General features: G+C 67.4%; 10 protein-coding genes. 7 read left to right on the top strand and 3 right to left on the bottom strand.

What is annotated here, in order from left to right; translation table 11 throughout:
- Positions 1–9: 9 nt before the first annotated feature.
- Positions 10–1,332 carry an MFS transporter gene (locus ACSYDW_RS04095; protein WP_438337435.1) on the bottom strand — a complete coding sequence of 441 codons (1,323 nt, stop codon included), beginning with the start codon at positions 1,330–1,332 and terminating at the stop codon, positions 10–12.
- Between the two features lie 195 nt (positions 1,333–1,527).
- On the opposite strand from ACSYDW_RS04095, the gene ACSYDW_RS04090 reads away from it, so the two are divergent.
- The 5 genes from ACSYDW_RS04090 (at position 1,528) to cydC (ending at position 8,558) form a co-directional block, all read left to right on the top strand.
- On the top strand, positions 1,528–2,676 hold the full coding sequence (locus ACSYDW_RS04090) for an RsbRD N-terminal domain-containing protein (RefSeq protein ID WP_438337434.1): 1,149 nt from the start codon (positions 1,528–1,530) through the stop codon (positions 2,674–2,676).
- A 27-nt stretch (positions 2,677–2,703) separates the two neighbouring features.
- Positions 2,704–3,276 carry an antibiotic biosynthesis monooxygenase gene (locus ACSYDW_RS04085; RefSeq protein ID WP_438337433.1) on the top strand — a complete coding sequence of 191 codons (573 nt, stop codon included), beginning with the start codon at positions 2,704–2,706 and terminating at the stop codon, positions 3,274–3,276.
- Between the two features lie 127 nt (positions 3,277–3,403).
- A complete protein-coding gene (locus ACSYDW_RS04080) occupies positions 3,404–4,843 on the top strand; it encodes an HNH endonuclease (RefSeq protein ID WP_438337432.1) in 1,440 nt (479 codons plus the stop codon).
- A gap of 236 nt (positions 4,844–5,079) precedes the next feature.
- A complete protein-coding gene (locus tag ACSYDW_RS04075) occupies positions 5,080–6,789 on the top strand; it encodes an ABC transporter ATP-binding protein/permease (protein WP_438337431.1) in 1,710 nt (569 codons plus the stop codon).
- Entirely contained in the window at positions 6,786–8,558 is a 1,773-nt protein-coding gene (cydC, locus tag ACSYDW_RS04070) for a thiol reductant ABC exporter subunit CydC (protein ID WP_438337430.1), read from the top strand. The genes ACSYDW_RS04075 and cydC overlap by 4 nt, the downstream gene beginning before the upstream one ends.
- Positions 8,559–8,595: 37 nt before the next feature.
- Here cydC and ACSYDW_RS04065 read toward each other — a convergent pair whose 3' ends face one another.
- Positions 8,596–11,004, bottom strand: coding sequence for a hypothetical protein (locus ACSYDW_RS04065; protein ID WP_438337429.1), 2,409 nt, complete (start codon positions 11,002–11,004; stop codon positions 8,596–8,598).
- 337 nt (positions 11,005–11,341) lie between these two features.
- Here ACSYDW_RS04065 and ACSYDW_RS04060 point away from each other — a divergent pair, with 337 nt between their 5' ends.
- On the top strand, positions 11,342–12,133 hold the full coding sequence (locus ACSYDW_RS04060) for a carbon-nitrogen hydrolase family protein (RefSeq protein ID WP_438337428.1): 792 nt from the start codon (positions 11,342–11,344) through the stop codon (positions 12,131–12,133).
- Positions 12,134–12,145: 12 nt separating this feature from the next.
- On the opposite strand, the gene ACSYDW_RS04055 is transcribed toward ACSYDW_RS04060, so the two are convergent.
- On the bottom strand, positions 12,146–13,753 hold the full coding sequence (locus tag ACSYDW_RS04055) for a PucR family transcriptional regulator (RefSeq protein ID WP_438337427.1): 1,608 nt from the start codon (positions 13,751–13,753) through the stop codon (positions 12,146–12,148).
- A gap of 103 nt (positions 13,754–13,856) precedes the next feature.
- On the opposite strand from ACSYDW_RS04055, the gene ACSYDW_RS04050 reads away from it, so the two are divergent.
- On the top strand, positions 13,857–15,338 hold the full coding sequence (locus ACSYDW_RS04050) for an APC family permease (protein WP_438337426.1): 1,482 nt from the start codon (positions 13,857–13,859) through the stop codon (positions 15,336–15,338).
- Positions 15,339–15,350 lie beyond the last annotated feature (12 nt).

Below are 15,350 nucleotides of genomic sequence, written 5' to 3'. Positions count from 1 at the left end.
GGACGGTGGCTAGTGCTTGAAGCCGGGAAGGTCGACGCTGAGCTTCGGGGCGATCACGCCGGCGACGGCGGTGAACAGCGAGAGGAAGACCAGCATCGCGGCGGCCGGCCACCAGTGGTTGGAGGCGGAGGCGACAAGAGCCGTGGCGGCCAGCGGGATGAACCCGGAGATCATGCCTGCGGTGTTCTGCGCGAAGCCGACGCCGGTGTAGCGGGTCTTGGCCGGGAACAGGCCGGTGAGCACCGTGCCGGAGGCCGCGTACGGCAGGGACAGCGCCGCGACGGCAAGGGTCATGCCGAAGATGACAAGGAAGTCGTTGCCGGACTCGATGAGCAGGAAGGAAGGCCAGGCGATGACCGCGGAGAAGATGCCGCCGTAGGTGATGACCTTCGAGGAACCGAAGCGCTCGCCGAGGCGGCCGCCGAGGATCAGCACGGGGATTTCAACGACGGCGGCAATGATGCCGCCCAGCAGCATCAGCGAGCGCTCGTACTCCAGCACGTTGACGCCGTACCAAACCACGAATGCCGTGACAAGGTAGAAGCCGCCGATGCCGAGCAGGCCCGCGGCCATGCCGATGATGATCTGCTTCCAGGATTCCTTCAGCGTGGCGCGGATCGGGGCCTTTTCGGTCTCGCCCTTCTCCATGAGCTCCTTGAACACCGGGGATTCGTCGAGGCGGCTGCGGATGTACAGGGCCACCAGCAGCATCGGGATGGCGGCGAGGAACGGGATGCGCCAGCCCCAGGCATCGAAGCTGTCCTTGGTGAAGAACACGGTCATGAGGAAGAACCCGCCGGAGGAGAGGATCGTGCCGATCGGCGAACCGATCTGCGGCAGGGCCGCGTAGCGGGCGCGGCGGTGCAGCGGGGCGTTCTCCACCACGATGGTCATGGCGCCGGACCACTCGCCGCCCACGAACAGGCCCTGGGCGATGCGCAGGAACACCAGCAGGATCGGTGCGGCGATGCCGATGGCGGCGTAGGTCGGCAGCAAGCCGATCAGGCCGGTGATGATGCCGATGCCGACGATGGTGACCATGAGCGTCTTGCGGCGCCCGATCTTGTCGCCCATCACGCCGAAGATCATTCCGCCGATCGGGCGGGCCACGAGCCCGACGCCGAACGTGGCGAAGGCGGCCATCGCGGCGGCCGTCGCATTCTGGCTGGCGAAGAATTGGACATTGAACACCAGTGCCGCGGCGGCGCTGAAGAGGAAGAAGTCGTACCATTCCATGGCGGTGCCGATGAGGGCCCCGACGGCGACCTTGGTGGCCTCCTTGTCGGAGATCTGCCTCGTGGCGCCTGCTTCGAATGTTGCAGTGTGGGTCATGGGAATTTTCTGCCTGATCTCAAGGGCGGGATTTGCTGCACGCATGGCCGCCGGTACTTGGGGACACCATTCATCTTGCCAAGGAAGCGGTGTGTCCGGGCGCACGATTCACAACGAGTTCCACGCCACAAACGGTGCAAAAGCACATAATATGGAACGATGTTAACTCCAGGTTTCCAAAAGAGCACGCAAAACGTGCAAACCGACGATGCCCGGCGGTGGGCGGACCTGCTGGCGAAGCTGGACGTCGGGGAGTTGACCGACGAGTTCATCGCCCGCGTGACAGGCATTCCCATCTACGCCGAGGCGCCGCTGCCGCTGAGCGAGATCAGGCGCACCGGGCGTGCGTCCTTCGAGGCGCTGATCAAGGCCATGAAGGATGCAGACGACGCGCCCGACTTCCTGCGCGCCCGCAAGGCCATCGCCATGGACGTGGGTGTGTCCCGGGCACGCGCCGGGGTGCCGATCGAGGCGCTCATGACGGCCATCAGGCTCGACTTCTCGATCATCTGGGCGGCCATCACTTCGATTGCCGGGCCGCAGGATGCCTTGCTGCTGGTGGGCCACACCGCACGCGTCTGGGAGGTCGTGGACGGTTACGCGGGCGAAACCCAGCAGGCCTACGTGGCGGAGCTGGCCCGCATCCAGGCCGAGGCCGCAAGCATGCGCCAGGGGTACCTGGCAACGCTGTTCAGTGAAAAGGACCTGGCGGAGGACACCCTCGAGCGGATCGCCGGGGAGCTGGGGCGGCCGCTGCAGGCAGAGTACGTGGTGGTTGCCGCCATGGGAGACCAGATCCCGGCCCTGCGGCTGGCACTTGCCACCGAACGCGCCACCACCGGGGTGTACACGCATTCGCTGTCCGACGCACTGATCGTCTTCTACCCCTTCGATGCCCGGGCCGGATCGGAATGCCAGCGGTTGGGGGCGCGCCTGGAAGGAACCAGCTGCGGCATGGTCGCCGAACCGCGCACACTTGCTGCGGTTCCCAGGGCCTCGCTGGTGGCCCGGTCGCTGGCGCAATTGCTGGAACCGGGGGAACGCGGGGCGATGACCTGGGCGCGGGGTTGGGCGCGGATGGCCAGGCTTGAACTTGCCGCCGCAGGGGCCCCGGGCCTCGAGGAGGTCGAGCGGGCACTGGCGGGTTGCGGTGTCACCGAACGCCGGCGGCTGGGCGAATCGGCGCGGGCCTACCTGCGGACTGGCAGCATCGCTGCGGCCGCGGAGGAGCTGTTCTGCCATCGAAACACGCTGATGAACAGGCTCAAGCGGTTCGCCCAGCTCACCGGCGTCGACCCCACGATTCCCGAGCAGGCCGCCCGCCTGGTTGTCGGGTGGTCGTAGTCGTCCCGCGGGGTCTACATTGTAGGAATGCCACAAGCTGAACCCATTACCGTTTCGATCACCCGAACGGTGCTCCCCGAACACCACCGTCGTTTCAATGCCTGGGTGCAGGCCGGCCAGGAACTGGCCCGCGAATGGAACGGCTACCTCGGATCCGGGTGGATCCGCACCGCACCCGATTCCAACGAATGGCACGTGCTCTACCGCTTTGCCGACGCCAAATCGCTGCGCGCCTGGGATGAATCCGACGAGCGCCGTTGGTGGGTGGAAAGCGCTGCGGAGCTCGTGGAGACCACCCGGGTCGAGCACCGGACAGGGATCGAGGGTTGGTTCGAGCCGCCGGGAGAACAGAACATCACCATTCCCGAGACGGTGGTTCCGCCGCGCTGGAAACAAGCCGTGAGCATCTTCCTGCCGTTCTTCCCACTGAGCCTGCTTTCCAACTTCCTGCTGGTGCCGTTGCTGAAGGATTGGCCACTGGTGTTCGCCGTGCTGCTGAACATCTGCATCCTGACCCCGTTGATGACCTACATCTTCTTGCCGGCCACCACTCGGTTGCTGCGTCCCTGGCTGCAGAAGCCGCGTCGCCGGAAACAGTAGCCCCACATTCCATGGGCTGGTCCGTTGTGGACGGCCGCCCCGATGGTCGTGGACGGTATCGAATATTTTTACTAGAAAATGTTCAGGATGTATTTCATGGGTAGAACTTAAGTTCTATAATTGCAGTATGGCAACGGCGGCATCGGATGGTCCCCTTTCTGCCGGCAACACCGAGGGTGTTGCCGGGGAGGACCTTGGCTATGAGGCTCTCGTTGCCCGCGGTGTGGACATGGATGAGCTCGTCGCCGAGCACCTGATTCAGTGCGGCGCTCCCGGGGTACGGGGCGTGACTGAAGCGGTGAATCGGTTGCCGGTACCGGCAGACCACCACAGCATGGTCGCCTCGGTAGCCGCCTTGGAAGGGTTGAAGAGCGCCCTCCATGCCAAGCAAGCCGACCTGGCTGTTGGATACGAGGATTCCTTGGCTGTTGAGCGCTTGGCCCACAAAGTCATGGTGGCGAATCCCGGGTGGGGAGCATCAAAGGACGTCGCCATCGCGATGCACCTTTCCCCGAAGCAAGGAACCATATTCACCAATCATTCCCGGATCCTCATTGAAGACCTGCCCCGGACGCTGCAGGGCTTGCGGGATGGCGTGCTCACCTGGGCTCAAGTGCGCGTCATTGCCAGTGGCAGCAGGCACCTTCAGGCGGTCAACAGGAAAATGATCGACAACCTCCTGTGGGAGGAAGCGCATACTTGCTTCGAGTCCGGGGACAAGAAGCTTGAGGAGGCGGTTGCCTACTGGGCCCTGATCCTTGAACCCAAGACAGAAGAAGATCTCGAAGCGAAGGCCGTTAAGGAGCGGTACTTGAGCGCCTATCAGATCGATGCACACCGGGTGAAGTTCTCGGGGATACTCCCGCTGGAATGTGGAATCCCCATCATGCAGGCCATGGCCCGAGAGACTGAGCACGCCCAAATGACCGCGGGGGATGACCGAAACCCCGGACAAGTTGGTGCTGATACGTTCTATGAATCGATGACGGGTCTGAAAGCGGGCGGGTCGATCCCTTTGGAACTTCTGCTCGTGGTGGACCCTGCCACATTGATCGGCAATGGAAATGAGCCGATGTTGATTCCTGGGTTCGGATTTGTGAGTGCCGGCAAAGGGCGGGACCTGATTGCGGGGGATCCCGATGATGAGCTCACGACCTGGTACCGGAACATCTATATGGCTCCCAAGACCGGACGACTCGTCGCGATGGACTCGAAGGCCCGGCGATTTACCGGGAACCTGAAAAAGCTCATCGCCGTACGCGACCAGTACTGCAGGACACCCTACTGCAATGGAAAGATCCAGGCCTCGGATCATGTGGTGCAAGTCCGCAAGAACGGCAAGACCACAGCCGAGAATGCGGCGGGTCGCTGCCATAGCTGCAACCAAACGAAGGAAGCGCCCGAATGGGACGAGCTTCCCGTGCCGGGGGACAGGCACAAGTTCATGATCACGACTCCGAGCGGCCATTCCTACATCTCCAAGGCCCCGCCGATATTGGGCCTAGGCGCAGCGTCGTCATCCCAGCTCCAACGGGATCTGGCCGACGAGAATCCGCCCCGCGAATAGAGCAAGATCCAAGCACCAGCGGCAGTTCATGGCCAGTGCCTGAAAAGGAATCCTGGCTGTGCACTGCCGCTGCACCGCGTGCGGGCGAACCCAGGGGCTTAGTCATCACGCCTGAAGCAACACCTAAGTTTCACCACTCCTATTCAATGTCTACGTTCCCGGTTCAAGGCATTCGAGAACCATGAAGTCCCACGGCTGATGGGCATAACGTGGCCCCCTTGCCTAGGATTGATGGGGTGTCTGTGAAAAAGAACCCGGCTGCCCGTGCACTGCCGGTCATCGTCCTGTGTGCCGTACTCGGCACCGCCTCGCTGTCAGCCCTCGCAGTTCTGTTGGGGGTTGCCATCGACCGGTCCCTGGGTGGTGGTCCGAGTGTTTCCACTTCCTGGGGTGCCGGTGTAGCTGCATCGCTGTTTGTCGCGGGAGTCACGGCCGTGGCGACCCCAAGGCTCGTCGCGCGTGCCACCGCGGAGCAGGAATCCGGTGACCGGCAGGCAGTGATGCTGAAGTACTTCGCTTTGGGCCGGGGATACACCGGTGCCAGGGCTGGCGGGGAGCTGGTTTCCCTTGCCACGGATGCGGTGGAAAAACGCGCTCGCTTCCGGGCTGGGTTCAGCGGCCCGGCACTGGCAGCAGTACTCGCCCCGATCCTGGTGGTGCTGGTCATCGGGGTCTTTATCGATCCGGTGGCGGCATTGCTGCTGGCCATCGCGTTGCCAGTGATCCCGCTGCTTGTGACGGGGTTTCAAAAGCTCTTCAGGAACTCGAGCGCCAACTACCGGCGCAGCCAGGGGATGCTTGCCGCTTCCTTCCTGGACGCCCTCAACGGGTTGGGGATGCTGCGGCTGAACAATGCCGAAGGTGCCGCCGGGGCCAGGATCGCCGCGGCCAGCGAGCGCGTTCGGCAGCAGGTCATGAAACTCCTTGCCGGCAACCAGCTGGTGCTGCTGGTCATCGACGCGACATTCGCGCTTGGGCTGATCACCGGCTCGGTGGTGCTGGCGGGCTGGCGGATGGGCGGCGGGCACATCAGCCCCGGCCATGCGGTGTCAATGGTCCTGTTGAGCACCCTGATGCTCCAACCCGTCGCATTCGTGGGCGGCTTCTTCTACATCGGCATGACCGGCCGGGCAGCCGAAAAGGAGATCACCGGGCTGCTGGACACGCCTTCGGCCACAGAGTCCGAAGCCGAAGGCGAGAAGGGAAAACAGCATGGCGTCGGCGGCCTTGCGGTCGGGAAGCTCAGTGCCGGGTACGACGGGCGGCCGGTGCTGCACGAGGTGACGCTGGAATTCCCGGAAGGGACCCACACCGCGGTGATAGGCCCCTCCGGATCGGGAAAGACAACATTGGGCAGGATCCTTCAGGGGCAACTGCTGCCTTCTGCCGGAACCATCAGCGACGGGGCAGGAAACACGCTCGCCCCGCAACGGCTGCGGGCGGATAGCGCGGTGCTTGAGCAAGGCACAGGCTTGCTGGGCGGCACCGTTGCCTACAACCTGCGTGTGGGGGCTCCGGGGGCAAGCGACGAGGAGCTGCACGAGGCCTTGGGACGCGTGGGGCTTGGAACCCTGGGGCTGGAGACCCCCGTGGGTGAAGCGGGACATGGGCTCTCGGGCGGCCAGGCCCAGCGGTTGGGGCTGGCCCGCGCGCTGCTGGCCGACCGGCCCGTGCTGATTTTCGACGAACCAACCTCGGACCTCGACCCGGACACCGAGGCACGGGTGCTGGAAACCCTTGCCTCGGTGGCGCGCGGGAAGACCGCCATCACCATCACGCACCGGTTGGGGCTGCTTTCGGGGTGCGACAGGGTCGCTGTGCTGGAGCACGGGCGGGTCATCGAGGCGGGCCCGTTGGAGGAGGTGCTGGCGGCAGGCGGATACCTGGCCGCCGCGCTGGCTGCCTCCCGGGAAGGAACCGGATCGAACGGCGAGGGGGAAGCATGAAACGGCGGACACTTGTGGCATGGCTCGTGCAGACCTGCCGCTCCGTGATGGGGCCGCTGGGGCTTGCCAGCCTGCTGGGCGTGGCCCACAAGCTGAGCAACCTCGGCCTCTACCTGGTGGCGGGCCTGGCCCTGGGCCGCGGTGCAGAGGCGCTGCTGTCCGGCGGGCAGCCGCCGTCGCTGTGGCCGGCGGCGGCCTGGCTGGCGGGCCTCTCGCTGGCGAAGGGCATGCTGCGCTACGGCGAGCAATATGTCGGCCACAAGGTCGCGTTCAAGGCGCTGGCGTTGTTGCGCGGGGAGCTCTATGCGGCCCTTGCCCCGCAGGCGCCGTTCAACGCCCGCACCCGGGACAGCGGCGACATGCTGACCCGTGCCACCCGCGACATCGACAGGGTGGAGGTCTTCTTCGCCCACACGATCCCGCCGCTGGTGGCCGCGCTGGTGGTCCCGGTGGCGGTTGTGGTGCCGGCATGGCTGCTGGCCGGCGGGGAACTTGCCGCGATCCTGGCAGCGGGGCTGGCGCTCGCCGGCCTGGCGGTGCCGTGGATGGGGCTGCGGGCCACTCGCACCGCGGCACGGGAGGCTACGGCAATCCGCGCACGCATCGCAAGGCATGTGGGCGAATCCGTGGGGTCCGCGGGGACCATCGTGGCGTTCGGCCACGAGGCGCGGCGGGCGATCGAGCTCGCTGAGCTGGATGACGCACTGGGTGCGGCGCTGGCACGGGGTGCCGCCGCGGCGTCATGGCGCGCGGGATTGAAGGCCGTGGTGCCGTGGGGCACCGCCGCGGTGCTGTGCCTGGCCGGGCTCGGGCAGGTGGCGGACGGGAGACTGGACCTGGCCGGGTTCCTGTGCCTGCTGCTGGTGGCGGTTCCGGCCTTCGGGCCGGTGCTTGAGGTCGATGGATTTGTCTCCGGGCTGCAGGATTCCTTCGCCTCCGCCGAACGGCTGCATGCCCTGATACACCGGGCCCCGCAGGTCCCCGACGCGGAACATCCGGTGGCGCTGCCCGAGGGGCCGCTGAGCCTGGAGGTGCGGGGTGCCGGCTTGGTGCTGGAGGGGGAGTCGGGGCCGGTGGCCGTGCTCGATTCCCTGGACCTGGAGGTCCCCGCCGGAAGATCGCTGGCCGTGGTGGGCGGTTCCGGCTCCGGGAAGTCGACGCTGGCGGCCCTGCTGGTGCGTGCCCTGGACCCAGACACCGGAACGGTATGGCTGGGGCGGCGCAATGTGCGCGATGCGGCGCTGAAGGACGTCCGCGGGGCGATCGCCATGGTCTCCCAGCGGGAGCACCTCATGCGCGGCACGCTGCGTTCGAACCTGTTGGTTGCCAACCCGCGGGCCGGGGAGGACGAGATGCTCGCCGCCTGCCGGCGGGCGGGGCTGGGGGAGTGGCTCGCGGCGGCGCCGAAAGGCCTGGATACCCCGCTGGGCGAACGCGGCGGCAGGATCTCCGGCGGGCAGGCCCAGCGCGTGGCCCTGGCCCGCGCCTTCGTGAAGGATGCCCGGGTGCTGGTGCTCGACGAGGCATCGAGCGCGCTTGACGTGCACACCGAGGCGCTCGTGATGGATTCCGTGCGGCAGCTGGCGGCCGAGGGCCGCACCGTGGTGGTCATCGCCCACCGCATGCGTACCGTCTTGTGGGTCGACGAGGTGGCGGTGCTTGAGGCGGGGCGGTTGGTGGAGAAGGACTCGCCGGCCCGGCTGGCGGGGCGCCGGCACGGTCGCTTTGCCGCGCTGCTGCGCCGCGAACGCGAGTCCCTCGGCGAATAGGCAGTGCCCCCGCCGGGGCGGGGGCACTGCGGGTTTGCTAGCCGCGCAGGTGGCGTCGGTTGCGGATCATGAGCACCGCGGGAACCAGCAGCAGCCCCAGCGGGATCAGCAGCAATGCGGCGCTGGGCCCCGTGCTGATGCTCGTCGCCGAAACCGCCTGGGTGCTGTTCTCCAGCTTGGTGGTGCCCGCGGCAAGCTGCGTCGAGCCGGTGGAGAGCGTTGCCAGGCCCTCGGCCAGCCGGCCGTTGCCGTCGGCCAGTTCCCCGGCCCCGGCGTCGAGCTTCCCCGCACCGTCTGACAGGTCGCTGGCACCGCGGGAGAGATTTTCCAGCCCCAGCCCGAGGGTGCCGCTGCCGGCGGCCAGCTTGGAGGCCCCTGCGTCGAGCTTTTCGGCGCCGCGGTTCAGCTTGGCGTTGCCCGCGGCGAGGTCCGCGGCCCCGTTCTTGAGCTTGGTGGCGCCCGCGGAGGCGGAGCCGGCACCCGCGGCAAGCGCCGGGGTCTTGGAAGCGAGGGTTCCGGTGCCGTCCTTGAGCGTTCCGGTTCCCTCCAGCAGGTCGCCGGTGCCTTCGGCAAGCTTCCTGCTGCCGGCAGCGAGAGTGCCCGCGCCCTCGTCCAGCGCCCGGGCACCGTCGGAGAGCGACGAGGTTCCGGCGGCGAGCTTCCCGCCGCCTTCGGCGAGCCGTGCCCCGCCGTCCTCGAGCTGCCGGGCGCCGTCCAGGAGGCTTCCGGTTCCGGCGGCGAGCTTGCCCGCGCCGTCGCTCAGGTCCGAGGATCCCGTGGCCAGCGCCTCGGTGCCGCGTGACAGGGCGCCCGCGCCGTCGCCGAGCGCGCCGAGTCCGGTGAGCAGGCCCTTGGACGGGTCGCTGAACCCGGCGTCGAGCCGGCCGAGGCCCTCGTTCAGGTTCCGGGCGCCGGCATCCAGCGCCGTCGCTCCGGCGGTCAGGGTGTCGATGCCGCCGGTCAGCCGCTTGCCGCTGTCGCCGAGCTGCGCCAGTCCGCCGTCGATCTTCTGCGCCCCGGTGTTCAGCGCCTTGGCGCCGTCGTCAAGGGCCGTGGCCTGGGCCGGGAGGGACTTCGTTTTGGTCTTCAGCTCGGCCAGGCCGTCATGGAGACCGGCGCTGCCGGTGCCCAGCCGGTCGGCGCCGGCAACCAGACGGCCGGTGCCGGTCTTGAGCTGCCCCAGGCCGGCCGTGATGCGCGTGGCCCCGGTTTGCAGACCCTCGACCTTGGCCTGCAGGTCCGCGGCGGTGAGGCCGGGGTTGGCCTTCATGAAGGCGACGAGGCCGTCGAGGTTTCCGGCAAGGTCTGTAGCGCCGTCCTTCAACGTGCCGACGCTGAGTTCGGCCTCCGCGAGCCCGGCGAGCAGGCCGCTTGCGCCGGTAGCCACGTCGGCTGCCCCGCCGGCGGCATCGGAGATGCCCTGCTTGAGCGCGGGGGCCGACGCAGCAAGTGCGGAGGTTCCTGCCTGCAGCCCTGCGGTGCCCCCGACCAGCTCCGCGGAGCCCTTCTTGAGTGCGTCGACGCCGGCGACGAGGGCCGGTGCCTTGGCGGCCAGGTCGCCCAGGCCGGCGGCCAACTTGCCGCTGCCGGAGGCAAGGTCGGAGGATCCTGCGGCGGCCGAGGATGTGCCGGCGGCCAGCTGTTTGGCACCCATCACGGCGGCCTGCGTGCCGGTGGACAGCTGGCGGGCTCCGTCGTTCGCGGCTGCTGCGCCGGCGGCTAGCCGCTGGGAGCCGCCGCTGAGGGTTTGTGCGCCGGCATCGAGGTTTTCGGTTCCGGCGCTGAATGTGGTGAGGCCCGCGGAGAGGTCGGCGGCTCCGTCCTTGAGCCCCTGTGCCCCGTCATCCAGTGCCGCTGCCCCTCCGGAGAGCGTCCGGGTTCCGTCGCGCAGCAAGGAGGCGCCGGAGCTGAGGGCGCCGGCACCGTCGTTGGCGGCTGATGCCCCGGCCTGCAGCCGGCCGGCTCCCGCATCGAGCTTTCCTGCGGCGGCATCGACCTTGTCCGTGCCGGCGACGAGCTTGCGCACGCCGGCGGAGAGGTCCGCCGCGCCGTTGCTGAGCTTGTTCGATCCCGAGGCCGCACTGTGCGTTCCGTCGACAAGCTTGCCGGTGCCTTCCTGCAGGGTGCCTGCGCCCTCGGCGAGTTTCCCGGCACCGGAGTTGGCCTTCCCGGCACCTTCGGCAAGCTTGGTTGCGCCGGCCGAGAGTTCACCGGTGCCATCCGCCAGGGCAGCTGCGCCGTCGGCCGCGCTCTTTGACCCGTCGACCAGCTTGGCGACACCGTCGTTGGCCTTGCCCATTCCCTCGTTCAGGTCCGAGGCGCCGGTGGCGACTTGGGAGGAGAACATGGCGTAGAACGCGACGAAGGCGATGAGGAACAGGCCAAGCAGGGCGGTGATGACGGCATGCATGAGGGTATGCCGTTTGGCTGCAGCATGTGCGTTCAACTGGACTCCTTGTGGTGTGGGGGCGGTGGGGATCCGCGGGTTTTTGGGCGCACCGAAGTACGCCGTGCCGCGCGGGCGGGTGGAGCAGGTGGATGTGATCGAGGTTACAAATTCGGGCTAGCTACATTGAACTTACTCGCGGGTAGGTTGGCAAGGGTTTTGGGACAAAAACTTACCCGTGGGTAAGTTTTTGTCGGGACGGGCCGGGTTCCCGTCGGCCGCCCGATGGTGCGAATTGCCCCGCAAATGCCCGTGGGAGGTGCTAAATGGCCCGTGTACTCCCCGGTGTTGTGACCATAGGCTGTTATCGAGAGGCGACCGAGACTTGGAGGAACGCATGCTTTTGGCCCTATTGCAGGCTCAGGCGCAGGTGCTGGACGCAGAGGCGAACCTGGCCGCCATCGAGAATGCCGCCGAACGCGCGGCCGAGGCGGGTGCTGCGGTGCTACTGACCCCGGAGCTGTTTGTGGTGGGTTACGCACCCCAGCGGCTGCGCGGTGAACTGGATCCGGCATCGCTGCCCGCACTTCACGACCGGTTGGCCCGGATCGCTGCGCGGCACTCGGTGGCCATCGTCTACTCGCTCCCGGAGGTCCGGGGGGAAGACTGGATGATCACCGCGACGTTCGTTGATGCCGCCGGCGCCGTGCGGGGCAGCTATGTCAAGGTCCACCTTTTTGGGGAAGGCGAAAGATCCGTCTTCAGTCCCGGAGACCGCCCCGCAACCGTAGTCGAGTACCAGGGTCTGAAGCTGGGCATGGTCATCTGCTTCGATGTGGAGTTCCCCGAGGCGGTTCGTGCCGCGGCGTTGCAGGGCGTGCAGCTGTTGCTGGTTCCCACGGCCCTGGGGCGCGGGTACGAATCGGTGAGTACCACGCTGGTGCCGGCGCGTGCACTGGAAAACCAGCTGTACGTCGCCTATGCCAACCACACGGGCGTCGAGGACGGGTTCGAACTCGGCGGCGTGAGCGTCGTCGCCGATCCCTTCGGCCGGCTGGTGGCCCGGGGTGGCCGCGACGAGCAGCTGCTCCTTGCCGACATCGAACCGCCGGAACTGGAGAAGGCCCGTGCGGAGATTCCCTACCTCACCGAGCGACGCACGGACCTCTACCGCAACTGGGGCCTGTAGGGCTTCTGCGCCTCAGGGAAGGAATCGAAGCGCCAGGAACAGTTCCTGGCGCACTTCGGCGCGGGACAGGTCCATGTCCAGGATCTCGGTGATCGAGGCGAGGTGCCGGCGCACCGAATTGCGGTGCAAGTCCAGGGCCGTGGCTGTTGCATCCCACGAGCCATTGGCGTCCAGCCACGCCTGCAGGACCTGCAGGTAGAGTTCCCGGCGCTTGGCCGGCAGCTCCAGGAGGTTCCCGAGGATTTGCTCCGCCAGCTGCCTGCCGGCCTCCCGCGGCAACAGTGCGGCGAACGACTGGGGAAGTTCCTCGGCGCCGAGGCTGTGTCCTTGGTCAAGCAGGCGGGGCACCAGGCCGCGGGCCTGCCGGGCGAGCTCGTGCAGGTTTGCCGCCAACGGGGCTCCCTGTGCCACAGGGTGGCTGAAGGCGGCCAGGTAGCCGGCCGACTCGATGAGCTCGAACAACTCCTGGCGGGGGTCGCTGCGCGTGATGGCGGTGAACCGGCCCTCGGCGTGGGCAACCAGCTTGGTGTCCAGCAACGACCGAATGCGGGTGAGGCCGTGGCCGGGATCCTGGGACGGCGCCTGGGCTCGGGGGATGAGCACAACCACACGCGGGGCCTTGCGCCGCCCGCCGCCCAGTGAACTGTTGAACAGGTCCATGGCGTCGGCCTCCATCGCCTCGGTGCCCTCCAGCAGCAGCATCGTGGCCAACTGCGTCGGGGCGAACGACCCCAGGACACGCTGGCGGGCCACCACCTCCAGCAACCCCAGGGCCGTGGACATGAGGTTGTGTTCGGCCGCCCCGGGCCGGTGTTCGAAACTCAGCTGCAGGACGCCGAGCAGCGGCGGCACCCGGGTACCCGAGGTGGCCGCCGGCCTGATCGGGAACGCCAGGTGGTGCTGTCCTGCGGACTCGCCCACCACCAGTTTTGGTCCCTGTGCCGCAGAGGCTTCGGCCAACAGCGTCTCGAGTTCGTGGCCCTGGGCGGGCTGCAGGCCTGCGGGGGCGGCGTAGTGGCGCAAGCGCCCGCCCTGGTCCAGCAGCTGGACCGCGGCCTTGGCGCGGTGCGCCAGAACCGAGACGATCTCCGCTTCGGGGTGTTCGCTTGCCACGCAACGCATCAGGTGCCGGTTGGCCTCGGCGTTCTCGCGCAGCAGCCTGGCATTGTCGGCCTCCATGAGCTTGGCGAAGGCCAGGCCGATGGCCGCGAATGGGATGGGTGCCGGAATCTGCCACAGCGGCAGGTCCAGCTCGCGGCAGGCGTCGATGACGGTTTGCGGGACGGCGGAAAAGTAGGGGTCAAGGCCGAATCCCAGGGCCGAAACGCGGGCATCGACCAGCCGAGCGATGAACCCGCGAACCGTCGCGGCGTTGTCTGCGTGGTCCACCAACGGAAAGCCGCTGGTGAGGATCAGTTCATGGTCGACGAGGTAGGGTGTGGGGTCGTCGATGTCGCTGGGTTCGACCCACCGCAGGGGCCGGTCGCCGGCGTCGTGCAGGACCTCGATCCCCTCGGGGAGCTGGCGCAGGAAACGGGCCAGGGTGATTGAATCCCAGGACCGCGTGAACTCTTGGCCTGTCGACGGCGCGGATTCGTTTTCCGGTGCAATTTGTCCCATGATGGTTAATTTTAGTTCAAATCGGCACGGCATGAGAGCGATGTCACAAGCTTAGGCTTGGTACCGGCAAACTCCGAGAGACCGTTCAAACGAGGATTCGCAAATGCACACCACCACCACGACAGGGCACCGGGCACCGGTCCGTCTGGGCCAGCAGCTCAAGCGGCGCAAGTCGATCAATTCCATGCTTCGCGAAGCCGAGGACAACGCCGGCGGCGGCAAGATGCGCCGCAACCTGGGGCTCCTGCAGCTGACCATGATCAGCGTGGGTGCCACGATGGGCACCGGCATCCTGGTGGTCTTGGGTGCCACGGTCCCCGTGGCCGGCCCGGCGATCTGGATCTCCTTCGTCCTGGCCGGCATCACCGCGCTCTTCTCCGCCATTTCCTACGCCGAAATGGCGGGCATGGTGCCGGTCTCCGGGTCCAGCTACTCCTACTCCTACGCGACAATGGGCGAGGGCATCGCCTGGGTCTGCGGCTGGTGCCTGGTCCTGGAATACGCGGTGTCCGTGGCCGCAGTGGCCGTGGGCGCCGGTGAGTACGTCAACGAGGCGCTGCGCACCTTCGGGATGGACCTGCCCACCGCACTGGCCGGAGGTCCCAGCGAGGGCGGCGTCGTGAACCTCCCGGCGCTCGTGGTCGTCGTGCTGGCAACGTTGCTGCTGGCCCGCGGCTCGCGCGAATCGGCGGTCGTGAACACCGTCGTCGTCGTCATCAAGGCCGGCATCCTGGTCTTCTTCTCGATCGTTGCCTTCACCGCCTTCGACGCGGGGAACTTCGAACCGCTGCTGCCGATGGGCGCCGCGGGCGTCACGGGCGCCGCCTCGATAGTGTTCTTCTCCTACATCGGCTTCGACGCCGCATCGACGGCGGGCGAGGAAGCCATCAACCCCAAGCGGGACATGCCGCGCGCGATCATGCTCTCGATGGCGATCGTGACGGCGACCTACGTGCTCGTGGCGGTTTCCGCCATCGGCGCCCGGGACTGGACGTGGTTCGTGGGCACCGAGGCGGCCCTGGTGCAGATCATCGGGGAACTCACCGGGCAGGCCTGGATCGTGCTGCTCTTCGCCGTCGCCTCCGTCCTGGCCATCGCCTCCGTGGTGCTCACCGTCCTCTACGGCCAGACCCGCATCCTGCTGACCATGTCCCGCGACGGACTGGTGCCACCGGTCTTCTCCCGCGTCTCGAACCGCACCGGAACCCCGGTGGCCGGCACCTTCATCACCGGCGGCCTCGTGGCCGTGACGGCCGGGTTCATTCCGCTCGGTGCGCTGGCCGAGGCGACGAGCATCGGCACGCTGTTCGCCTTCGCGCTGGTCGGCGTCTCGGTGATCTACCTGCGCCGCAAGCAGCCGCTGGCCGAACGCACGTTCAAAGCGCCGCTGTACCCGCTCACCCCGCTGCTGGGCATCGCGGCCTGCCTCTTCCTGATGGCCAACCTCTCCTGGCACACCTGGCTGGTCTTCGGCATCTGGATGCTGGTCGGCGTGGCCCTGTACCTGGGCTATGGACGACGCCGCTCCCGGCTCGGGGCATTGAGCAAGCAGCAGTACATCGACAGCCACCTCGGCAAGCACTAACCCACCGCCAGA

Origin of the sequence: Paeniglutamicibacter selenitireducens, assembly GCF_051550675.1 — a bacterium.
Classification (GTDB): domain Bacteria; phylum Actinomycetota; class Actinomycetes; order Actinomycetales; family Micrococcaceae; genus Paeniglutamicibacter.
Note: the sequence above shows the minus strand (reverse complement) of the source record. Positions and strands in the feature narration are given on the sequence as shown.